Annotated in this window: 17 protein-coding genes; 4 read left to right on the top strand and 13 right to left on the bottom strand. The window is 63.2% G+C overall.

From position 1 onward, the window contains the following. Positions 1-85: 85 nt before the first annotated feature. The 4 genes from GWL_RS01530 to GWL_RS01515 all read right to left on the bottom strand — a co-directional run bounded on the left by GWL_RS01530 (position 86) and on the right by GWL_RS01515 (position 5,590). Positions 86-1,591, bottom strand: a complete 1,506-nt coding sequence (locus tag GWL_RS01530; RefSeq protein ID WP_008325880.1) for a DASS family sodium-coupled anion symporter — start codon at positions 1,589-1,591, stop codon at positions 86-88. Positions 1,592-1,743: 152 nt separating this feature from the next. Next, positions 1,744-3,078: a DUF3100 domain-containing protein gene (locus tag GWL_RS01525; protein WP_008325876.1), complete on the bottom strand. Its 1,335-nt coding sequence runs from the start codon at positions 3,076-3,078 to the stop codon at positions 1,744-1,746. A gap of 94 nt (positions 3,079-3,172) precedes the next feature. Next, positions 3,173-4,687: an aldehyde dehydrogenase family protein gene (locus GWL_RS01520; protein ID WP_008325875.1), complete on the bottom strand. Its 1,515-nt coding sequence runs from the start codon at positions 4,685-4,687 to the stop codon at positions 3,173-3,175. 15 nt (positions 4,688-4,702) lie between these two features. Continuing rightward, positions 4,703-5,590, bottom strand: coding sequence for an NAD(P)-dependent oxidoreductase (locus GWL_RS01515; protein WP_304412048.1), 888 nt, complete (start codon positions 5,588-5,590; stop codon positions 4,703-4,705). Between the two features lie 234 nt (positions 5,591-5,824). Between GWL_RS01515 and GWL_RS01510 the strand changes: the two genes are divergently transcribed. Then, positions 5,825-6,739: a LysR family transcriptional regulator gene (locus GWL_RS01510; protein WP_008325871.1), complete on the top strand. Its 915-nt coding sequence runs from the start codon at positions 5,825-5,827 to the stop codon at positions 6,737-6,739. 106 nt (positions 6,740-6,845) lie between these two features. Next, positions 6,846-7,313, top strand: a complete 468-nt coding sequence (gene nikR, locus GWL_RS01505) for a nickel-responsive transcriptional regulator NikR (RefSeq protein WP_008325869.1) — start codon at positions 6,846-6,848, stop codon at positions 7,311-7,313. A gap of 19 nt (positions 7,314-7,332) precedes the next feature. On the opposite strand, the gene GWL_RS01500 is transcribed toward nikR, so the two are convergent. The 8 genes from GWL_RS01500 to GWL_RS01465 all read right to left on the bottom strand — a co-directional run bounded on the left by GWL_RS01500 (position 7,333) and on the right by GWL_RS01465 (position 17,746). Beyond that, a complete protein-coding gene (locus GWL_RS01500; protein WP_008325866.1) occupies positions 7,333-8,403 on the bottom strand; it encodes a HoxN/HupN/NixA family nickel/cobalt transporter in 1,071 nt (356 codons plus the stop codon). A gap of 192 nt (positions 8,404-8,595) precedes the next feature. Beyond that, positions 8,596-9,810 (bottom strand): PLP-dependent aminotransferase family protein, encoded by a 1,215-nt coding sequence (locus GWL_RS01495; RefSeq protein WP_034349773.1) that lies wholly within the window; start codon positions 9,808-9,810, stop codon positions 8,596-8,598. A 13-nt stretch (positions 9,811-9,823) separates the two neighbouring features. Beyond that, entirely contained in the window at positions 9,824-10,861 is a 1,038-nt protein-coding gene (locus GWL_RS01490) for an ABC transporter substrate-binding protein (protein ID WP_369770070.1), read from the bottom strand. Positions 10,862-11,017: 156 nt separating this feature from the next. After that, positions 11,018-12,532 carry an aldehyde dehydrogenase family protein gene (locus GWL_RS01485; protein WP_008325862.1) on the bottom strand — a complete coding sequence of 505 codons (1,515 nt, stop codon included), beginning with the start codon at positions 12,530-12,532 and terminating at the stop codon, positions 11,018-11,020. Between the two features lie 359 nt (positions 12,533-12,891). Further along, complete coding sequence (gcvA, locus tag GWL_RS01480; protein WP_008325861.1) at positions 12,892-13,776, bottom strand: transcriptional regulator GcvA; 885 nt, start codon at positions 13,774-13,776, stop codon at positions 12,892-12,894. A gap of 95 nt (positions 13,777-13,871) precedes the next feature. Then, positions 13,872-15,278 carry an FAD-binding oxidoreductase gene (locus GWL_RS01475; protein WP_008325860.1) on the bottom strand — a complete coding sequence of 469 codons (1,407 nt, stop codon included), beginning with the start codon at positions 15,276-15,278 and terminating at the stop codon, positions 13,872-13,874. After that, positions 15,268-16,341, bottom strand: a complete 1,074-nt coding sequence (locus GWL_RS01470) for a DUF1338 domain-containing protein (protein ID WP_008325859.1) — start codon at positions 16,339-16,341, stop codon at positions 15,268-15,270. Before GWL_RS01470 ends, GWL_RS01475 begins: the two co-directional genes overlap by 11 nt. A gap of 466 nt (positions 16,342-16,807) precedes the next feature. Beyond that, positions 16,808-17,746, bottom strand: a complete 939-nt coding sequence (locus tag GWL_RS01465; RefSeq protein ID WP_237713501.1) for a LysR family transcriptional regulator — start codon at positions 17,744-17,746, stop codon at positions 16,808-16,810. Positions 17,747-18,261: 515 nt separating this feature from the next. Here GWL_RS01465 and GWL_RS22680 point away from each other — a divergent pair. After that, complete coding sequence (locus GWL_RS22680) at positions 18,262-18,597, top strand: helix-turn-helix transcriptional regulator (RefSeq protein WP_008325839.1); 336 nt, start codon at positions 18,262-18,264, stop codon at positions 18,595-18,597. Further along, positions 18,584-19,843, top strand: a complete 1,260-nt coding sequence (locus tag GWL_RS01455; RefSeq protein ID WP_008325838.1) for a type II toxin-antitoxin system HipA family toxin — start codon at positions 18,584-18,586, stop codon at positions 19,841-19,843. The genes GWL_RS22680 and GWL_RS01455 overlap by 14 nt, the downstream gene beginning before the upstream one ends. A 67-nt stretch (positions 19,844-19,910) precedes the next feature. Here the strand turns inward: GWL_RS01455 and GWL_RS01450 are convergent, their stop codons facing one another. Continuing rightward, positions 19,911-21,194 (bottom strand): MSMEG_0569 family flavin-dependent oxidoreductase, encoded by a 1,284-nt coding sequence (locus GWL_RS01450; protein WP_008325837.1) that lies wholly within the window; start codon positions 21,192-21,194, stop codon positions 19,911-19,913. Positions 21,195-21,216: the final 22 nt, after the last annotated feature.

The following is a 21,216-nucleotide window of genomic DNA, read 5'->3' as shown; positions in this document are numbered from 1 at the left end:
TGCCTTGCACTTCATCCCAAACGGGACTCGCTCGCACTCACGCCTATTTATGAAATGGGTTCTAGTTATTGCTGCGGCCTCAACCTCACCAATACCCCAACACCTTCCACCACACCATTCCCACCGACGCAAACACCAGCAATTCCACCACCGCCATCACGAAGCCCACTCCCCACCACTTGCCCATGGAGACGTAGCCGCTACCGAAGATGATGGGCGAAGTGCCGGTAGCGTAATGGGTCAGCGTCATCATCACGCCCGATCCTGCGGTCATCATCAGCATGAAGGGCGCCACATACTGCGGCGGCAGCAATTGCGCGCCCACCGTGAGGAAGGCCAGCATCATCGCGCTGATGTGTGCCGTGGTACTGGCAAAGAAGTAATGCGACAGCACGAACACCAGCAGCAGCACGCCGGCCACGGCCATCCAGCCCATGCCGCTGGCGACGATGGCGGCCTTCATGCCTCCCGAGAACCACGCCACCACACCGGTCTTGTTCAACTGCTCGGCCAGCATCACCAGGGCACCGAACCAGACCAGCGTATCCCACGCGCTCTTTTCGGAGAGCACATCATCCCAGTCAATCGTGCCTGTGATGATGAGCACGAACAATCCAACGAACGCCACCACCGTGGGATCAAGTGTGAAGGCCGCCCCCAACAGCATGGCCGGGACGTTGGCCCACAGCAGCAGCAGCAACGCAAAGGTCCCCAGCATCACCTTCTCGCTGGCCCCGAGCTTGCCCATCTTGTCGAGTTCGCTGCGGGCATAGTCCACCGCGTTGGGCGTGGACTTCAATTCCGGCGGCGAGAGCAGGTAGATCACCATCGGCATGATCAGCAGACACACCAGACCGGGCAGCAGCATGCACAGCGCCCAGGTGGTCCATGAGAGTTGCAGCGCATGGCCGGTGGCCTTGGCCACGTAGTTGACCACCAGCGGATTGGGAGCGGTGGCGGTGAGGAACATGGCCGAGGTGATCGGGTTGGCGTGATAGTTGACCAGCGCCAGGTAGGTGCCGACCTTGTTCTGCGTGCCCTTGGCCGGATCGGAATCAAAGGCGTTGGCAATCGACTTCATGATGGGATGGACGATGCCGCCGCCACGCGCCGTATTGCTGGGCGTGAAGGGCGCCAGCACCAGTTCGCAAATCGCCAGGCCATAGCCGATGCCCACCGTGCGCTTGCCCAGCAGCGCGATGAACATCAGCCCGACACGCCGCCCCAGCCCGGTCTTCTTCAAACCACGCGAAATCAGGATGGCCACCACGATAAGCCAGATCAGCGGATTGGAAAAACTGGCCAGCGCATCGGCAATCGCTCCCTTGGAGGAAGTCGAGGTGACCTGCGAGAGCGAGACGATGACGATGGCCATCATCGCCATCACGCCGATGGGCATGACCTTGAGGATGATGGCCACGATGGTGGTGAGGAAGATCGCCACCAGCGCCCAGGCCTTGGGCTCCAGGCCGCCCGGACAGGGGGTGAGCAGCAGCAGGATCAGTACCGCCGTGGCAATCAGGGCCGGCACCAGCTTGAAGGGAACAGCGTCGTTGAAATACTTGAAGGTGGCTTTGAGTTGATTGAACATCGCATCATCCTGAAGACTATGAAAGCAAGATGGCCGCACAGCCTGTTGCCGTGTGGCCATCCTTGCGCCAGTATAGTCAGCCGGGTCAGCGCGCAGTCGCGCTCATTGCCGATGTTTTGATCTGGGCCAGCAAAGCGCGGTTTTATTGGCTATCAATGGAAGATCTCGGCCACCAGCGTGGCACCGATAAAGGTGCCGGCATTGGCGGCGAAGGACACCAGCACGATGCGCCAGCCAAGGCGGCGGAAGGCCGGGATATCCTTGGCCAGCGACAGGCCGGCGAAGGTCAGCATGACTGGCGTCACCGAGAGGAAATTGATCTTGCCGGTCAGAGCTACCAGCTGCGGCGCCCACGGACAGATCGGCGAGGTCAGGGCCATGGCCACGACGGAAACCCAGCACACCGCCGGTACCTTGCGCCCCGTCAGTCGGCACAGCGCGTCACCCACCGCCACCGCCGCCAGGATCACCAGCATGCCGGGCAAGGTCTCGATGGGCTTGCTGCCATAGAGAATCCAGTCGCTCACCAGGGTCAGTACCGCCGCCACCCCCCAGGCGCCCCACTTCTGCAGCGGGTTCAGCTCCGGCGCTTCGGCATGGTCGCTGGCGCTGACCTGGCTCTGCTCGGTGGAAGCGCGCGTGGTGCGCCCGAGGATGGGTTCCATCACGCGATAGCCATACACCGCCAGCGGCAGCGAGATGAAGAGCGTGAAGTAGGTACCCAGCGTGGTGGTGATGAGGTTGCTGGCCGCCGCAAAGGTCATCACATCCTTGGCCACGTCGGCAGTCTGCTGGGCCGCCACGGCGCCGGCCGCCGCCGCCATCATGCTGCCCGAACCCACGCCCGCCCCCATGGCCAGTGCATACGGATGGAAGATGTTGAGGCTGGCCAGGAAGCCTGCCAGGATGGCGATGAACACGGCTCCGAACAGGGTGCCGGTCAGGTACTCGGCCAGCACGCCGCGCCCTTCGGGAGAATCCATGCCGTAGCGCTCGCCGATGATGGCCAGGCTGGGTTCGCGCCCTACCGAGAAGGTGGCACCGATGGCTTCGCGCTTGATGCCCAGCAGCAGCGCCAGCGGCAGGCCGATCAGGATGGTGCCGACGAAATGCCCCAGCTCCTGGAAAGCCAGCGCCCAGCCGGCAGCAGCCAGCTTGGGGAGAGAACTGCCCACCATCAGGCCCAGCTTGGCGATGAACAGCAACAGCGCCGGCTGCAGCACCGAAGCCGCACGGAATTGCAGGGACGTATCCAGCCGCAGCGGCGCCGGCATGGACTTGTGCAGCAGCCCCAGCACGCCACCCATGAGAATGGCCCACACCATGGGCAGGAGCACCACCTTGCCCGGACCCACGTTGAACGTGACCGAACCGATCCAGTCGGCCAGCAGCATCACGATGGAGGTCAGGAAGTAGAGCTTCAGGAAGGGGAAGCGGCTACGCTCTCCCTGTGGTGGCGCGACATGACTGGCATAGCTTGCTTGCATCTTGCTTCTCCCTCGTGGCGACGGCTACCTTGTGCAGGCAAGGCGGCCGGTTGGTGGTGGATCGGTCAGTGTGTGCTACGTAAAGTGCCGGGCCTCAGCCGGCATAGCCGAAAGGCGTGGCCGGATTGGCCGAGGTCTCGACCCAGACGCTCTTGGTCTGCGTATAGTCGTAGAGCGCTTCCATGCCGCTGGAACGCCCGTAGCCGCTGCGGTTGAAGCCGCCAAAGGGCGAAGCCACGTTGATGGTCTTGTAGCTGTTGACCCAGAAGGTGCCGGCGTTGACGCTGGCCGCCACCCGATGGGCGCGCGCCACGTCGCGAGTCCAGACCGCACCGGCCAGGCCGAATTCGCTGTCGTTGGCGATGGCGATGGCCTCCTCTTCATCCTCGAAGGGAATGGCCACGGCCACCGGACCGAAGATCTCCGAACGCGCCACCTCCATGGCATTGCTGGCATGCGCCAGCAGTGTCGGACGCACGAAGTAGCCCTCTTCGCCATAGCGCGTGTGGCCGGCTGCCAGCGTCGCGCCCGCTTCCAGTCCACGCGCCACCATGCGCTGGATGTGCTCGTACTGCTTGCGGTTGTTGATCGGGCCGACCTCGGTGCTATCGTCCAGCGGTGCGCCCAGGCGGATCTTCTCGGCACCAGCGGCCACCGTCTCGACGAAGCGGTCATAGACCTTGCGCTGGACCAGCAGGCGCGACCCGGCCACGCAACTCTGCCCGGCCCCCGAGAAGATCGCCGCCTGGGCCCCGAAGGCCGCCAGGCGCAGGTCGGCATCCTCGAAGATGATGTTGGCCGACTTGCCGCCCAGCTCCAGCACACAGGGCATCACGCGTTCGGCCGCGGCCTTGGCGATGAGCGCGCCGGTAGCGGGCGAACCGACGAAGATCACCTTCTTCACCGTCCAGGTCGCCATGGCCTGCGGCACCATGGTCTGGCCCAGTCCGGCCAGCACGTTGACCAGGCCGGCCGGCAGACCGGCCTGCTCGCCCAGGCGGGCGATGGCCAGCGAGGAGAAGGGAGTCAGTTCGGAAGGCTTGAGCAGCACCGCATTGCCGGTAGCCAGCGCGGGGCCGAGCTGCCAGCCGCAGGTGAAGGCCGGCGCGTTCCAGGGCGTCATCTGCAGTACCGTGCCATAGGGTTCGCGGCGGGTGTAGTTCAGGTGCGAACTGGGGACGGGAATGACTTCGCCGTAGAACTTGTCGGCCCATCCTGCGTAGTACTCGAACATCTCGGCGACCTTCTGCATCTCGGCGCGGCAATCGCGAATGGGCTTGCCCGAGGAGATCGCTTCCAGTCGCGCCAGCGGTTCAGCCTCGGCGCGGATGACTGCGCCCACGGCATACAGGGCGCGGCCCCGTGCAGCGTGGCTCAGCGCCCACCACTGGCGCTGCGCGCGCTGGGCGGCCACGGCCGCCGCCTCGACTGCGGCGGCACCGCCATCGCGGTAGCTCAGCGAAGCACGACCGGTGGCGGGGTTGTAGAGCTGGATACTCTCGCCCTGCCCCGAGACCAGTTCGCCGTTGATCCAGGAACCGATCTCCCGGGCACCGGGGAAGAAATGGCCAAAGGCCAGCATGAGGTTTTCTGCGTCATTGCTTTGCATGGAGGACTCCGGAAATCAGTGTTCGATGTAATTGACGATGCGGTTGAAATCTTCCTCATCGGCCAGGCCTTCCACGCTGCGCGCCCACAGCCGTCCCGCTTCCCTGGACAGGGGCGTGGAGCTGCGGGTCTCTTCGATCAGGTTCATGGCCAGGCGCAGATCCTTGCGCATCAGTTTCATGGTGAAGCCCGAATCGAAGGCTTCATTGAAGATCCAGGTCGGATAAAACACCTCGATCACCTTGCTGTTGGCCGAACCCAACGCCAGGCCCTGGAAGATCTGACGCACATCCAGCCCGGCAGCGGCCGCAATGCGTGCCGCTTCGCCAGCGATGAGAAGATGGGTGCCGGTGACCAGGTTGTTGAGCAGCTTGGCCACGTGGCCCGCGCCCACCGGGCCGACGTGCACGCGCTTGGCGCTCATCACCGCCAGGACCGGCTCGATGCGCGCGACGGTCTCGGTGCTGCCGCCGATGACCATGCCCATGGTGGCCGTGGCCGCGCCCTTGGGTCCGCCGCTGACCGGCGCATCCACCAGCTCCATGCCGGCCGCCTGCAACAGTGCGGCCAGGCGACGGGTGCTGTTGGGGTCGGCCGTGGTGGTGTCGACGATCACCAGTCCGGGCGCGCCATGCTGCAGCAGTCCACCCTCGCCCTCTACCACCTGCTCCACGATGTCCGAGGTCGGCAGCGACAGCACCACCATCTCCACGGCCGATGCCAGCGCCGCAATCGTGTCCACACAGCGCACCCCTTGCTGGGCCAGGGCCGTGCGGGTGGATTCCTGGGCGTCATAGCCCAGCACCTCATAGCCCCCGCGCTGCAGGGAAAACGCCATGCCACGGCCCATGTTGCCCAGGCCAATCACTCCGATCTTCTTCATCCTCGTCCTTTGCGTTCTCAAACGATCAACTCATGCTCACCAAATGGAGGCGGGCTTGCGCCAGCATGATGCGAGGCTCGCACCGATTTTGCGCATCGCAGCAAAATCACTGACATACCGCACAAGATGCAAGTTGTTCGCAGCGTGATGCACGAACTTGCATCTGATGGGCGTTGAGTTTGGCGGCTTTGATCACTACAATCAATCCGCACAGATCATGTTTATTGTTCTAATTTTGAGAACACGGAGACTCGCATGGGCGATACGCTCAATGACCATCGCATTGCCTATCTGCACGAAGCGGTACGCACCGGCAGCGTACGAGCGGCGGCCGATGCCCTCGACATCGCGCCCTCGGCGGTGAGCCGACAGATCAGCCTGTTGGAACAGGAACTGGCGGTGTCGCTGATCGAGCGCCACAAGCGCGGCGTCAGTCCGACCGAAGCCGGCGCCCTGCTGCTGGAGTATTACCGGGAGCAGCGCTCGCACCAGTCCGACGTGCTGGCCAAGCTGCAGGAGATTCGCGGCCTGAAGCGCGGATCGATCAACATCATCATGGGGGAGGGATTCATCTCGGACATGGTAAGCGGGCCCATCAAGCAGTTCTGCAAGAAATACCCCGAGATTGCGCTGGTGCTGGACCTGGCCGGCACCAACGAAGTGGTCAGTGCGGTGGCCGCCGACGAGGCCGAGATCGGGCTGGTCTTCAATCCGCCGGTCGAGGCCAAGATCGTCAGCCGCGCGGTGGCGCGCCAGCCCATGTATGCCATCGTGGGTCGGCAGTTTCCGTTGCTGGGGAAAGCGGAGTCGGTGACGCTGCGCGAACTGGCAGGCTACCCGATGGCGCTCACGCACCTGGCTTATGGCACGCGGCAGCTGGTGGAAGCGGCCACGCTGATCGAGAAGACCCGGCTCACACCCACCATCACCACCAACTCGATTGCCATCCTCAAGCATTTCGTGAAGTCCGAACTGGGCTTCACGCTCTTGCCGCTCTTTGCGGTGACCACCGAACTGGCGGCCCGCGAGCTCTATGCGATCCCGGTACGCAATGCCTTGCTGGCCCGCTCGGAAGCCCACCTCATCACGCGCACCGGGCGGCAGCTCTCCACCGCTGCAAACCGGCTGTTGCAGCATCTGAGCACGCGCATGAAAGCCTTCCAGGACTGAGCGCCACGCTCCAGGCATGTTGCGCGGCCATGACGCATGCCCGCGCATTTTGACCACAGCGGCGCCGCATTGTTATGATCCCGCCTATCACTCTAGGGGAATGGCAATGCAGCGCTGGACAATTTCGGTCGATGACGACCTGGCGGCAGAGTTCGACAGGTTCGTGGACAGCAAGGGCTATTCGAACCGCTCCGAAGCCTTCCGTGACCTGGTGCGCAAGGAACTGGGACAGACTGAACTGGAGGAGGGCAAGTCGCGCTGGTGCGTGGCCACCGTCAGCTACATCTACGACCACCATGAGCGCATGCTGGCCAACCGGCTGACCCAGCTGCAGCATGAGCATCACGACGTCGCCATCGCTTCCCAGCACGTCCACCTGGATCACGACAATTGTCTGGAGACGACGATCCTCAAGGGACGTGTGGACGAAGTACGCGCCTGCGCCGACGCGATCATTTCACAAACCGGCGTGCGGCATGGGAACGTCCACATCGTGCCGGTCGAGATGAAGAGGGAAAAATACGTGCGTGCCACCCACGGGCATGGCCACGTTCATTTTCATCCGAAGTCTTGACGCGCGCTCAGGGAGGCGCTCAGCGGATATCCGATGCGGGCGGCAGATCCAGTTCGTCATAGCGCCGCCACTTGTAGATCAGCAGCGATAGCAGCCACGCGGCCACGAAGAGCCCGATGATGAGATAGCCGATCACGCCGAAGCTGTCGCTGAGCCGACCGATGAAGTCCCAGAAAGCACCCGACAATTCAAGCTTGTCCGCCATCAGCCCCAGCACTTCGATACTGCCCACCAGTACCGCCACCAGCACCGAGACAAAGGTGATGGTCATGTTGTAGTAGAGCTTGCGCACAGGCTTGACGAAGGCCCAGCCATACGCGCCCAGCATCAGGATGCCGTCGGTGGTGTCGATCAGCGACATGGCAGCCGTAAAGAGCAGCGGGAACAGCAGGATGGTCCAGATCGGCAATCCATTGGCCGTCTGGGTCGCCGAGATGCCGAGCAGGGAAATTTCGGTGGCGGTATCGAAGCCCAGCCCGAACAGGAAGCCCAGCGGATACATGTGCCAGCTGCGCGTGATGAGCTTGAACATGGGCCGGAAAATGCGCGCCATGAAGCCACGATTGCCCAACAGCAGATCAACGTCTTCCTCAACGTAAGGTTTGCCACTACGCAGGTCGCGGAATTTGCGCCAGACGGACCTGAGCACGATCAGGTTCAGCATCGCGATGAGCAGCAGGAAGAAGGCAGAGACCAGCGTCCCGATGATGCCGCCGATTTCATGGAAGGCTTCCATATGCGTCTTAAGGGCCATCGCACTCAGTGCCAGCAGCAGGCAGGCGAGAATGACCACCGTCGAGTGGCCCAGCGAAAACATCAGGCCGACGGCCACCGGCTTCTTGCCATCCTGCATCAGCTTGCGGGTCACGTTGTCGATGGCGGCGATGTGATCGGCATCCACAGCGTGCCGCAGCCCGAAACCATAGGCCAGAAACGCCGTCCCAAGCAGCAGGGGCGTCTGCCGGAACGCCAGATACGCCGCAATCCAGACGGCAACGTTGAAGAAAATCAGGAAGGCATAGATGCCAATGAGCTTGTTCCGCAGTTCGGGGGCGGCGTCATTGAGCACGGTGCGCAAGGATCGAAGCATGGCGGCCTGGCAATGGGGCGGCTCGCTCAGGAAAGAGCGCCGACCTTCATATGATTAAAAAATAAATCATCATACTCTTTATCGCTGACCATGGGCTGACTGCACAGCTTGTGCCGATGGGATGACGGCAGAAAAGAGAACGCCCCGTTGCACAAGCTGCACAACGGGGCGCTTTCCAGGCATGCAGAAAATTCATGCCTGCATGTGCATCCATTCCTTGCGTGCCTGCTTCAGACGGGCCACGCCTTCGATGATCTCCGCGGGTTGGGCGTTGGCGAAAGACAGCCGCCAGTGGCCCGCCTCGGCCCGGGTCGCGTAGAAGGCGCTGCCGGGCACGTACATCACGTTGTGGCGCACCGCGACCTGCAACAGCGCGCTGGCGTCCGTGCCATCCTGCCAGCTGGCCCAGATGAACATGCCACCTTCCGGCGCGATCAGCGAGAGACCATCACCGAAGGCTTCGCGCAGGGACGACAACATGATCGCGCAACGTTCGCGATAGGTGGCGATGATGTGAGGCAGGTGCTCCTCCAGATGACCGTCCTGCAGATAGCGCGCCGCGACCATCTGCATCCACGGGGCAGTACACAGGTCACCGGTCTGCTTGGCGATGACGGCCCGACGCAGGATCTCGCCGGGGCCACACATCCACCCGATACGCAAACCCGGTGCCACGGTCTTGGACAGGCTGGACAAGTAGACCAGCCAGTCGCGCGCGCCTTCGATCTCATGCGCGACCTGCAGCAGGGGCGGTTCGGCCTGCCCGGAGAAGCGCAGCTGGCCGTAGGGATCATCCTCGATCACGATGAACTGGTAACGCACCGCCAGCGCCAGCAAGTGGCGCCGCCGTGCCAGCGGCAAGGTGGCACCGGTCGGATTGGCAAAGCTCGGCACCAGGTACAGCAGCTTGGGCCGGGCGCCCGCCAGCAGCATGGTTTCCAGCGCACCGGTATCCATGCCTTGGCCATCACCGGGGATTTCCATCAGCTCGGCACCGGCCAGGCGCAGGGCCTGGATCGCCGCCGGATAGCAGGGCCGCTCGATGACCACGCCATCGCCCGGTTCCAGCAGGATGCGCAACAACAGCTCAAAGCCCTGCTGCGAACCGGTGGTCACGATCAGATCACCCGGATCGGCACCGCCGATGCGCTTGCGCGTGAGCTCCCTGAGCACCTGCGCCAGCTGCGTCGTGCCCTCGGTGGCGCCATATTGCAGACAGGCCGCAGCCGCGCTGTCGAGCAGGGTGGCGGCGCTCTTTGCCAGCCCTTGCGTATCGAACAGCGACGGCGCCGGATAACCGCCGGCAAAGGAGATCATGCCGGCTTGCTGCGTGTACTTGAACAGCTCCCGGATGGGCGAGCCCTGGGGCGACTGGAAGGCCGGATTGAAACGATAGGCTGCGGTCATGATCGACAAAAGCTTATTGCTCGATCATGCGGTTCCAGCGGTTGTTCCACTCGGAGCGCTTTTCGTTGACGGTGTCCCAGTCCACGGTGTTGAGGTTCCTGGTCAGCACTTCGCTCTTGCCCAGCTTGGCTTGCGCGGCCTCCGACAACGGCACGTTGCGGTTGACCGGAATGGAGTTGGCCAGTGCCATGCTCTTGGCCTGTACCGCCGGGGTCAGCAGGTATTCCAGCAGCTTCTGGGCCAGTTCAGGCTCGCTGTTGCCCTTGATCGGGCAGGCGCCGGTCATGAGCAGCACGCCGCCTTCCTTGGGGGTGGCGAATTCGGCCGGGATGCCCTTGTCCTTCAGATTGGCGATACCGGTCACGGTCAGCGGGAAGATGGCCGCTTCATTGGTCTGCACCATCTCGGAAATCTTGGCCGAGCTGGAGAGGTATTCGATCACGTTGGGGCCGATGGTGCTGCCCCATTTCTTGAAGCCGGGATCGACGTTCTTGTCGGTGCCGCCCACCAGACGGTTGAACATCATGAAGCCATACAGACCGAAGGTGCTGGCGGAGATGGACTGGAAGACCACCTTCTGCTTGTACTTGGGATCGGCAAAATCCATCCACGAGGTCGGTGCCGGCCAGCCCTTCTCGGCGAACAGCTTCTTGTTGTAGCCGATGCCGAGCACGCCCATCTCGATGGCCACGGCCTGGTCATTGGCCAGACGCGCGAAGGGATAGACGTCCTTGAGCACGGCGGCGTCCTTGACCTTCTCGCACAGGTTCATGTTGATGGCGCGGTACATGATGCCGTCATCGAGGAAGGCCACGTGCATCTGCGGCTTGTCGCGCTGGGCCTGCATCTTGGCGATGATGTCCGAAGAGGTGCCGGGCACCACCACCACCTTGACGTTGTTGGCCTTCTCGAAGTCAGGGAAGATCGAGGCGGTGTAGTTCTTTTCCATCGTGCCGCCGTTCATGCCGACGTAAATGGTCTTGGTCTGCGCCTGCGCGCCCGTGGCGAGCAGGGTCGCGGCGATTGCACAGGTGACTGCCAGGGTCTTCATCTTCATTACTGCACTCCTTGCCGGTTTGCCGTTGTGGATCCCGCTTGCGCGGGCGTGGGTCGTGGGATGCCCTGCCGGATCCCTTGTGGTGGAGCAGGGATCCGGCAGGGGTGCTGCATGTTTCCAGGGGAATGAACCGATGGACTTCGCCGTCGTTCAGTCGATGTCGAACTTCACGCCCTGCGCCAGCGGCAGGGTCTTGCTGTAGTTGATGGTGTTGGTGGCGCGGCGCATGTAGTTCTTCCAGGCGTCGGAACCGGATTCGCGGCCCCCGCCGGTTTCCTTTTCTCCGCCGAAGGCACCGCCGATTTCCGCACCGCTGGTGCCGATGTTGACGTTGGCCAGACCGCAGTCGCTGCCGGTAGCCGAGACGAAGAGTTCGGCCTCGCGCATGTCATTGGTGAAGATGGCCGAGGACAAGCCTTGCGGCACGGCATTGTTCATGGCGATGGCCTCGCTCAGTTCATCGTACTTGACGATGTAGAGGATGGGCGCGAAGGTCTCGTGGTGCATGATGGCGGTCTGGCCGGGCATGGTGACCAGGGCCGGACGCACGTACCACGATTGCTGGCCCATCACGTCCACGCGTTCGCCGCCGGTGACTTCACCGCCCTGCGCACGCGCCTGCGAGAGCGCCTCCTGCATCGCATCGAAGGCGGCCTGATCGATCAGCGGGCCGACCAGGGTGTCGCCCTGCAACGGATCACCGACCTTCACGCTGGCGTAGATGCGCTTGATCTGCGCCACCACCTGATCGTGGATGCTGCTGTGAACGAACAGGCGGCGCAGACTGGTGCAGCGCTGGCCGGCCGTGCCCACCGCCGAGAAGGTGATGGCACGCAGCGCCAGGCTCAGATCCGCCGAGGGCGCCACGATCATGGCGTTGTTACCGCCCAGTTCCAGCAGGCTGCGACCCAGGCGCTCGGCCACGACGGTGGCGACCTTGCGGCCCATGCGCACGCTGCCGGTGGCACTCACCAGCGGCACGGCTGCCGAGCGCGACAGGGTTTCGCCCAGATCGGCACCACCGATGAGCAGGCCGCACAGCTGCGCCGGCACCAGGTTCGGACGCTGCGCCGAGAAACGCGCCACAGCCTTGGCAAAGAGCGCCTGTACGGCCAGGGCGGTGACGGGCGTTTTTTCCGAAGGTTTCCACACCACGGCATTGCCGCACACCAGTGCCAGCGCGGCGTTCCACGCCCACACCGCGACCGGGAAGTTGAAGGCGGTAATCACGCCCACCACGCCCAGCGGATGCCAGGTTTCCATCATGCGGTGGCCGGGCCGCTCGGAGGCGATGGTCAGGCCATGCAGCTGGCGCGACAGGCCGACGGCGAAGTCGCAGATATCGATCATTTCCTGCACCTCGCCCAGGCCTTCGGAGAGGATCTTGCCGGCTTCCTGAGTCACCAGGGCACCCAGTTCATCGCGATGCTCGCGCAGCACTTCACCCAGCACGCGCACCAGTTCGCCGCGCACCGGCGCCGGCACTTCGCGCCAGGCCAGGAAGGCTTGTTGCGCACCGGCGATGGCGGCTTCAGCGTGGGCCGGCGTCTGCGCCTTGAGTTGCGCGATGATCTCGCCATCGCGCGGCGAGCGAATCACCAGATCGTTGCCGGCGTAGGCCGAGAAGTCGGCTCCCAAGGTGGAGAAGATGCGTGGAGAAGACATGGGATTCCCTTGAAAAGTGGAGTGGGATGGGTCTGGAACGGTGCAGTATAAGGACAGCAAGTGCCATTGTTAAAACCAAAAATATTCACCACATCATGAGTTTTTGGAATGCACCGACCTGGCGCGCGAGAATCGACGGGGATGAGCAAGGATGGTGCGGCGCATCACTTCATATCGCCCGGAAGCGCAGGTGGAATGGGCATTCCGGCGCCGATGCCGGGGCCGCTCGGGAGGCCGCTTGCGCGCCATTCACGGCGCGCCGGGAGGATCACCAGCGCGCGCATGCAAACCGCGCGGGCATGAGTTTTAGTCAGCCTGGGAAATTCGCGCACCGAATCGATGCACATGCACGAAGGGCCTCAGCCTCCCTGCGCTTCGCTCAGAATCCACTCACGGAACTTGAGGATGGCGGCCTTGCCGGCATTCTTTTCGGGATAGACGAGGTAATAGGATTGCGGACTCTTGACCGCCAGCGGGAAAGGCACGTGCAACTGCCCCAGGCTGATCTCGGTCTCGACCATGAACTTGGGCATGAGCGCCACGCCCATGCCGGCCACGGCGGCCTGGATGACCATGGCCAGTTGCTCGAAACGCGGTCCCGACAAGGCATTGGGGCAATCCACGCCGACGTGGCGGAACCAGTCCTGCCACGCCTGCGGACGCGTGGTGTGCTGCAGCAGCGTGACGTTGGCCAGGTCATCCACCGTGCGCAGACGTTCGGCCAGCGCCTTGCTGCAGACCGGCACCACTTCCTCGCCCATCAGGCGCACCATGACCGTATCGGGCCAGTCGGGTTCGCCAAAGTGGATGGCGGCATCCACCTGGCGCGTATTGAAATCGAAGGGCAGCACTTCCGTGCTCAGGTTCAGCAGGACGTCCGGATGGGCGGCGGCAAACTTGGCCAGGCGCGGAATCAGCCACTTCACGCCGAAGGTCGGGAGGATGGCCAGGTTGAGCACGCTGGCCAGGCTGTTGTAGGTCATGACCTGGAAGGTCGCCATCTCGATCTGCTTCAGGATGGTGGAGACCTGGGACGCATAGTCGCGCCCGGCCTCGGTGAGGATCAGGCGGCGGTTGATGCGCTCGAACAGCTTGACGTTGAGGTACTCCTCCAGGATCGCCACCTGGCGACTCACTGCGCCCTGCGTCATGTGCAATTCATTGGCCGCCTTGGTGAACGACATGTGCCGTGCCGAGGTGTCAAAGGCAATCAGGCAGGACGTTGACGGGATGAAACGACGCATGGGACGGATGCCGCTGGCTGAAGGCGGGGCAGAAGATGACGGACCCCGCACTATAGCAAATGGTCCGCCCTCCTCTCCAGCGTGGCCGGCACGCGTCATGTGAAACGCGTATTGCCCAGCAGGCAGTGCGGATCGAACACCGCTTGCACACGGCCGGCCAGTGCGCGTTGTGCGGGCTGCGTGTAGCGCTGGTAGTAATGCTGGTTGAAGGGACCGATGCCATGCTCGGCGCTGAAGCTGCCTTGGTAACTTTTTGCAACCAAGTCATAGAGCGCGGTGCGCAAGGCTTCGATGCGTTCCGGCGGGAACTGCGGCTGATGTGCCGGTGCGATGGCGAGGTTGAAGTGCACGCCGCCGTCGCCCCAGTGACCGAAGTCGAATACCTCGGCACCGGCGAAGTCACGCGCCACCAGGGCCAGTGCTTCCGCGCGGAAGGCCGGCATGCGCGAGCGCGAGACCGAGATGTCGAAGGCGACGATCTTGCCTTCCTGCTTGACGCTGTCGCTGATGGCATGGCGCAGACGCCACAGCGTCTCGGGCTTGTCGACTACGGCATCGACGATGGCATCGTCGAAGTGACGCTCCAGCCAGGCCATGAAAAGCTTGTCGAGATCGAAGTGCTCGCTGGCCTGCGAGGACGAACTCACTTCCACCAGCAAGGCATAGTCCGGAATTGGATCAAAGGGTGCGTTCACCTGCGGCAGGTGGCGCAAGACGGAGGCCAGCGCATTGCGCGAGATGCCCTCAAAGGCCGAGAGGAAATCGGCGAACTGTGTCTGGGCATCCTGCAGCAGGCGCAAACCCGCTTCCAGCGAGGCCGGCACGATCAAGGCGGTAGCGCGCTGGCGCGGCAGCGGATGCGCGCGCAGCACCGCCTGGGTGACGATGCCATAGCTGCCGGCCGTGCCGATGAAGAGCTGTTTCCAGTCCGGGCCGGTATTGTTCTTGTGCAGGCGGTTGCCCATCTCCAGCAGTTCGCCGGGCGGCTGCATCAACAGAGCTTGCAGGCCCAGGGTGTTGTGGCGCACGTCGCCATAGCGGATCAGGCGCGCGCCGCCGGTGTTGGCGGCCAGCATGCCGCCCACCGAGGGATCGGCCCCCAGGTCGATGGGGAAGCACAGGCCGTGCGGGGCCAGCGCCTGGTTCAGGTCCGACAGGCGGGTGCCGGCCCAGGCCTGGACCACGCCATCGACCGGATCGATATCGATCACGCCCTTGATGCGCTCCATGCTGAGGATTAGTTGCAACCCTGAACTATCAGGCGAAGCCGCGCCGACCAGGCCGGTGTTGGCCCCCTGCGGGATCAGCCGGATATTCTCGGCTGCGCACAGGCGCATGAGTTCGGCGGCCTCGGCCACATTGGCCGGACGCGCCACGCACAGGGCCTGTCCGGCCCCATAGCGCGGGCCGTGCTCATAGGGCTGGCGCTCGGGCGCAGAGGTGATCAGGCCGGCGTTGCCCAGCAGGTCCTGCAGGCGCGCCAGCGCGGCGTCAGCAGACACTGGCCGCCTCGTCGCTGGCCGCACCGGGGGCCACCGCCTCGGTCATTTTGAAGATGCCTTGCGCGTTGCCGCTGTCAAACGTCAGGTCCAGCTTGCGCTGGCCGGCCTCGTCGGCGAAATAGTCACGCGAGATGAATTCGTAGAACGAACCCGGCACGGTGACGGCGACCGGCTGGCCATCCTCATCCTGCAACTGGTAATCGACCTTGACCGCACGGAAGGCGGTCTGGCGCACGCGGCCATTGCGCGAGACTTCCACCTGATCCTTGATGGGACGGCCCAGCTGGCGCTGGCGCTCGGCGGTGGCGACCACGTCGGAGACACGGTCGGTGGCGTGATTGAAGGCATTGCCTTCAGTGGAGATCCAGGCCATCTCGGCGGATTCGGCCTTGAGCGTTTCGTATTGCGCCAGGGTCGGCAGGTCGTGATGGCGGGCGAAGCACTTGAGCATCGAGGGCAGCAGGCGCCTGGCCTCGTCCATGCCCAGCTTGCCTTGTGCGGAGAGCTTGGCCAGCAGGGCCAGCACCTCATCGGAGAGCGGATTGCGCGACGTCGCCAGCACGGCATCCACGGTCTGCTGGAACTGGGGCGAGAACTGTTCCGGATGCAGTTCGCTCACGAAGAACTGGGCGATCTGTTCAGCGTCGTCGATGTGGGTATAGACGCGGCCGGTCATCTTGATGCGCGCCAGCGGGTAGGTGCCGGTCTGCTGGTAGCCCAGCGGCAGCAGCACGCTGGTGAAGAGCGTTTCGCCATCAGGGAAACCGCTGTCGCGGCCCAGGCGCACGGTACGCACGGCACCGTGGTCGAAGCAGATCTTCACGCCCTCGCGCTCGGCATCGGCCACGTAGTCACGACCGGTGGCGACCTGTTGCAGCAGGCCTTCGAAGAGCAGCATGTTCAGGGCCTGCGCCAGTTCCAGGCGCGAGACCTCGGCGGCTGCCGGACGCAGGGTCGAGGCAGGGACTTCCAGGCGCGCGAACTGGCGCTGCACCAGGGCCTCGTCGCCGTAGTGGGAAAGCAGGAGTTGATGGAGATTGCTGTGCTGCGCGGAGATCGTCATTTGCGTGCCTTTGACCGGGTGACTATGAGATAGCCTCATGGTAAGGGCAGCTTGGGGTCGGAATAAAACGATTATTTCTGAGGCTTCAATGCCTTTTACTCATGCAAGAGGGGACTATGGAGAGACGAACACGGACCCGCGCGGGACTGGCGGGAGCCGTTGATGCCAATGTCGATCACGATGCCGAGCAGATGCCTGATCTGTCCATTGACGGTCGTCCCGGAGAGGAAAGTCGGGTGCATCCTGCGATGGTTCGGCATCGCCCTCTTCCCTCTACAGTGCTGCACACCGAAAACCCCCTCCACGGTGACGCAGCGCCGGCGCGAGCTTTCGCCCGCAGTGCCCCCCGACACATGACCGACAGGGAACGACAGGGGAACTGTATTACAAGCAGGACAATTTGATTAGCCGTCCTTTTACGAATGAACTCGTTAATCAAATTGAACAATGCGAAGAGAGTCTGACCTCACCGCGCCGGCCGATCTCCGTCTTCAGGCGGATGCCGACGTGCGAAATATTCCTCGATCTGCGCAATGCAGGCCAGGATCTTGGCGGGCACCGCGTCACGGTGGCGGGTGGTGATGAAGGCCCAGAATCCCTCCAGCGACCACTCCGGCAGCACCTCGACCAGCCGCCCTGCCTCCAGATCGGCTTGTACCTTGCTGCGCAGGAAGCGGCCGATACCGTGTCCCTGGAGCGCCAGCTGCCGCACCGAACGTGCGTGGTTGGCGGTGATGCGTGGACTGAGCCGCATCTGCGCGCACTGCCCGGTGCGATGGTGGAGCGTGAGCTCGACGATGGCATCGGGCGCATGGGGGGTGAAGAACAGCATCTGCTGTTGCAGCAGATCCTCGGGGCGACGAATCGGTGGCCGCCCCGTCAGGTAGGCCGGTGCCGCGCACAGCACGGCTTGCATGCGGGCCAGCGGGATATCGGCGGGGCCGGGTGTCTTGCCAACGCGCAGGGCCAGGTCGACGCTGTGATCCATGAGATCGACGTTGTGATCGCAGACGTCGATGCTGATGCGCAGCTGGGGATGGCTGCGGATGAAATGTTCCAGGGCGGGCACCAGGTATTCGGGAGCCATGAAGCTGGAGGCGGCGATACGCAGTTCACCCACCAGTTCCTTGTGCAGGCTCTCGGTGGCATCGCGGGCCTCGTTGGCCAGGGCAACGATGCGTGCGCAGTGGGCATAGAAACCCTGGCCGGCTTCGGTCAGGCTGAGCTTGCGGGTGGTCCGGTGCAGCAGGGTGGTACCGAGAATGGATTCGAGCGCACTGATGTGCTGGCTGACCGAGGAAGAGGTCAGTCCCAGTTCGCGAGCGGCCTTGGAAAAGGCCCCCAGTTCGACGACGCGGGAGAAGATCACCATGCGGGGCAGGTAATCCATGGCGTGGTTTTTCATCTTGGCGCGGTAGGAGGTCGATGAGTCAGAGTGCGCCAACTATAGCGCGCGCAGAGGTAGGATGAGCAGATGAGCTGAGTGGGAGATTGGGGCCTGTTTCCTGTTTGACGGGAGAGATGGGGGCGCGATGAGATAGTCACGGAACTCACCGAGATCATCGATCCGCACAGGCTGATGAGGATGCCCGGCATGGTGAGAGGAAGCGCCAAAGTCATCTGCGAAAAGCCCGGACCAAAGATGATCACTTCCCCGGCACCGCCATCTGTTGCGCAACATGCGCGAAGGCAGTACAGCCATCGGGGTGTGCTGGAACCATGCCGACCTGGATGAATTGCAGCAGCTGCCGTATCGCCATGACAAAGGGAGGGTGAGGCGGTAAGGAGTCCATATCATGCGCATCATAGAGATGACATTAAATCATATAAGGTTACATCTATAATACAAACAATGAATGATAGACGAACATAGATAATTCATTAACCCTTATAATGTCACATCTATGAACGGAGAAAAGCATGCCCAAGAAACTCTCCACGGCACAAGACTGGCCAACGCTGATACAGGAACGTCTGACGACCTGGGGCAAATGTATTGCCACCCAGCGCCTGCGCCAGCGCATCACTGCCAATGATCTGTCTGCCCGGCTGGGAATCTCGCGGGTGACGCTGGCCAGGATGGAAAAAGGCGATCCCGGTGCCGGCGTGGGCGCCTATCTGACTGCGCTTCTTGCGCTGGGCCTGTTCGACCAGGCCGTACCGGCATTGCCTGCCGAGCTTTGGCAAGGAGACTACGGTCAGCGTGTCAGAACCAGCCGGGAGAAAAAGGGAGCTGCCGACGATGACTATTTCTAAACCGGTCTATGTCTATCTGCAGCGTCCCGACAATGGTCAGTGGGTCACCGTTGGCCGGTACAAGACGGGCGGTCCTGGCGAAGGATTTTTCAGGTATGCCCCCTCTTACATCGAGGCCGGGCATACCTGGACCATTGACCCGCAGAACTTGAGGTTTTTGCCGGATAGGGATTTCCGGGCACAACGGTATCAAGGTCTGCATGACGTGTTACGCGACGCCTGCCCGGATGCCTGGGGGCAAGCGCTGCTGCGCCGCGCACACAATCTTTCGGAAGATGCTCCGCCGCTGCAATACCTGCTCAAGGCCAGCAATCTGGACCGCTGGGGGGCGCTCGCCGTGGGCACAAGTACCAAGCCGCCCGGTGCGCAAATCAACACGCCTGGCCTGCCTCAACTCAATGAAGTGATTGAAGAACTGGCAGCACTGGCGGAACATCGTCCTGCCATCCGTGCCAGCCTTCGCAAACGGCTGGTCCAGACCGCCAGCGTCGGCGGTGCGCGGCCCAAGGCGACGGTGCGAGGCGACAACGGCCAGTTTTGGCTGATCAAGCCGGAGATTGCCACAGACGCTGGCCCTGTTCCCCTGCTTGAGCACGTCGGGCAGCAATGGGGTAGGGCCAGTGGATTGCACTTTGCCGAAACCGTCTATCACGCCCAAGCCGGCGGCAGAAAGACGGTACGGGTTCTCAGGTTTGACCGCACAGGTCAGCAACGCCACATGTGCGTGAGCGCCGCCTCCTTGCTGCAGGCTGAATATCCGGGGCGTCACGAGACGGACCGCTGGAGCTATCCGCGTCTGGCCGAAGAACTCAGGTTGGCGGGTGCGCCAAGTGAAGACCGTATCGAACTGTTTGGGCGCATGGTGTTCAATGCCGTCTGCGGCAACGATGATGACCATGTGCGCAATCATGCGATCGTCTATCAGGAAGACGATCGCCGCTGGCGCCTCGCACCCGCGTTTGACGTGGTGCCGAACCCGGTGGAAACGCCCGCCCGTCTGCACATGCAGCTATCACAGGGGCGCTTCGACATTTCCCGAGAGGCCGTTCTGGCTGACGCCCATCGTTTCGGATTTGCCAGTCGCGAGGAGGCCGCAACTTGGCTCGACAAGCTGCTGGTACGCATCACGGCCAGCTTTGACGAGCTTGCAGATTGCCTCGATCAGCAATGGCAAACCCTGCTGCGCGAACGCTTGTCTCAGCAGGTCGCCCTCCTGAGCGGACGGCAACAGCGCCACGACAGCTAGAGGCTAACGGAGAGACAATCGCCAAGGCAGTTTGACGCTGGCCGACGCACGCGTCTCTCGCTCAGGCTCAGGCGGCTTGCGACAGCGTCGGCTGGCCGGCCTGGGTGCGCAAGGCCGTGATGTGATCGAACAGGTAGCGCGCATCACGGTCGATGCCCGAGAAGCGACCCGATCCCCAGGTGTATTGCCACGGCAAGCCGAGGAAGTACAGACCGGGGGCAGCCGTCACGCCGCGCTCATGGCCGGGATAGCCACGACCGTCAAAGATGGGCTCGGCGATCCAGCTGAAATCGGTACGAAAACCAATGCACCACACCACCGCCGAGATGTCGCGCCCGCGCAAATCCAGCGTGCGCAGTTCCTCTGCCGGAGGCTGCCACACGGGCACGTAGCGCGCCTCCGTGGGTGCCTCGATCTGCTGCGCGGCGATGAACTTGTCGATGCTGTCCTTGATGCTTTCGGAGACCGCATCGGCTTCGTCGAGATAGCCCTTGAGACCGCCACCGAAACGTACCACGTCGCCTTCCAGTCCTTCGAACTTGCCGTAGAGCTGCATGCCTTCCAGCGCGAACTTGCGCAGGTCGATGTCGCGTCCGCCATCGCGCCCGGTCACGTAGTGATTGGTCTTCTCGCGCACGCCCGTGCCCAGCGGGTGCTGGTCCACGGGGAGATCGTAGTACTTCATCTTGTCCAGCCATTCCACCACGTCCTTGCCGCGATAGGTGCGCGCCACGCGCGGTGCCTCGCCCACGCCGAGGTGCACGCGGCGACCGGCCAGATGCAGGTCTTCGGCAATCTGGCAGCCGGACTGGCCGGTGCCGACCACCAGCACTTCGCCCTCCGGCAACGATTGCGCATTGAGGTACTGGCTGGAGTGGATCTGCACGATGTCGGCCGGCAGACGCTCGGCGGCGCGCGGCACCACCGGGATGTGATAGCCGCCGACGGCGACCACCACCTGATCGGCCGTGTAGGCGCCATCGCTGGCAGTGATGTGCCAGCGATGGCCCACGCGCCAGAGCTTCTCGACGGTCACGCCTTCGCGCACCGGTGGCTGGAAGCTGGCTACGAAGCCATCGATGTAGGCCACGATCTCGTCTTTCTTCATGAAACCGTAGGGATCGTCGCCGCGATAAGGATAGCCGGGCAGATTGCATTGCCAGTTGGGCGTGACCAGGCAGAACGTGTCCCAGCGCTCATGGCGCCAGGCGTGGCCGACCTGGTGTTTTTCCAGCACCAGGTGATCGATGCCGGCCTGCTTCAGATACCAGCTGATGGACAGGCCAGCCTGGCCGCCGCCGATGATGATGACGCCGTGATGGCGCGCTGCGCCTTGGGCTTGGGTGGACATGGTGTTCCTCTTGCAGTGATGT

The organism is Herbaspirillum sp. GW103 (assembly GCF_000261365.1).
Classification (GTDB): Bacteria; Pseudomonadota; Gammaproteobacteria; order Burkholderiales; family Burkholderiaceae_D; genus Herbaspirillum.
Note: the sequence above shows the minus strand (reverse complement) of the source record. Positions and strands in the feature narration are given on the sequence as shown.

Coding starts and splice junctions, on each gene's coding strand:
- GWL_RS01470 (WP_008325859.1), bottom strand. CDS start 16,341: ATGACGATCTCCGCGCAGCACAGCAATCTCCATCAACTCCTGCTTTCC.
- GWL_RS01500 (WP_008325866.1), bottom strand. CDS start 8,403: ATGCTTCGATCCTTGCGCACCGTGCTCAATGACGCCGCCCCCGAACTG.
- GWL_RS01465 (WP_237713501.1), bottom strand. CDS start 17,746: ATGAAAAACCACGCCATGGATTACCTGCCCCGCATGGTGATCTTCTCC.
- GWL_RS01450 (WP_008325837.1), bottom strand. CDS start 21,194: ATGTCCACCCAAGCCCAAGGCGCAGCGCGCCATCACGGCGTCATCATC.
- GWL_RS01530 (WP_008325880.1), bottom strand. CDS start 1,591: ATGTTCAATCAACTCAAAGCCACCTTCAAGTATTTCAACGACGCTGTT.
- nikR (WP_008325869.1), top strand. CDS start 6,846: ATGCAGCGCTGGACAATTTCGGTCGATGACGACCTGGCGGCAGAGTTC.
- gcvA (WP_008325861.1), bottom strand. CDS start 13,776: ATGCGTCGTTTCATCCCGTCAACGTCCTGCCTGATTGCCTTTGACACC.
- GWL_RS01455 (WP_008325838.1), top strand. CDS start 18,584: ATGACTATTTCTAAACCGGTCTATGTCTATCTGCAGCGTCCCGACAAT.
- GWL_RS01510 (WP_008325871.1), top strand. CDS start 5,825: ATGGGCGATACGCTCAATGACCATCGCATTGCCTATCTGCACGAAGCG.
- GWL_RS01520 (WP_008325875.1), bottom strand. CDS start 4,687: ATGCAAAGCAATGACGCAGAAAACCTCATGCTGGCCTTTGGCCATTTC.
- GWL_RS01485 (WP_008325862.1), bottom strand. CDS start 12,532: ATGTCTTCTCCACGCATCTTCTCCACCTTGGGAGCCGACTTCTCGGCC.
- GWL_RS01525 (WP_008325876.1), bottom strand. CDS start 3,078: ATGCAAGCAAGCTATGCCAGTCATGTCGCGCCACCACAGGGAGAGCGT.
- GWL_RS01490 (WP_369770070.1), bottom strand. CDS start 10,861: ATGAAGACCCTGGCAGTCACCTGTGCAATCGCCGCGACCCTGCTCGCC.
- GWL_RS22680 (WP_008325839.1), top strand. CDS start 18,262: ATGCCCAAGAAACTCTCCACGGCACAAGACTGGCCAACGCTGATACAG.
- GWL_RS01495 (WP_034349773.1), bottom strand. CDS start 9,810: ATGACCGCAGCCTATCGTTTCAATCCGGCCTTCCAGTCGCCCCAGGGC.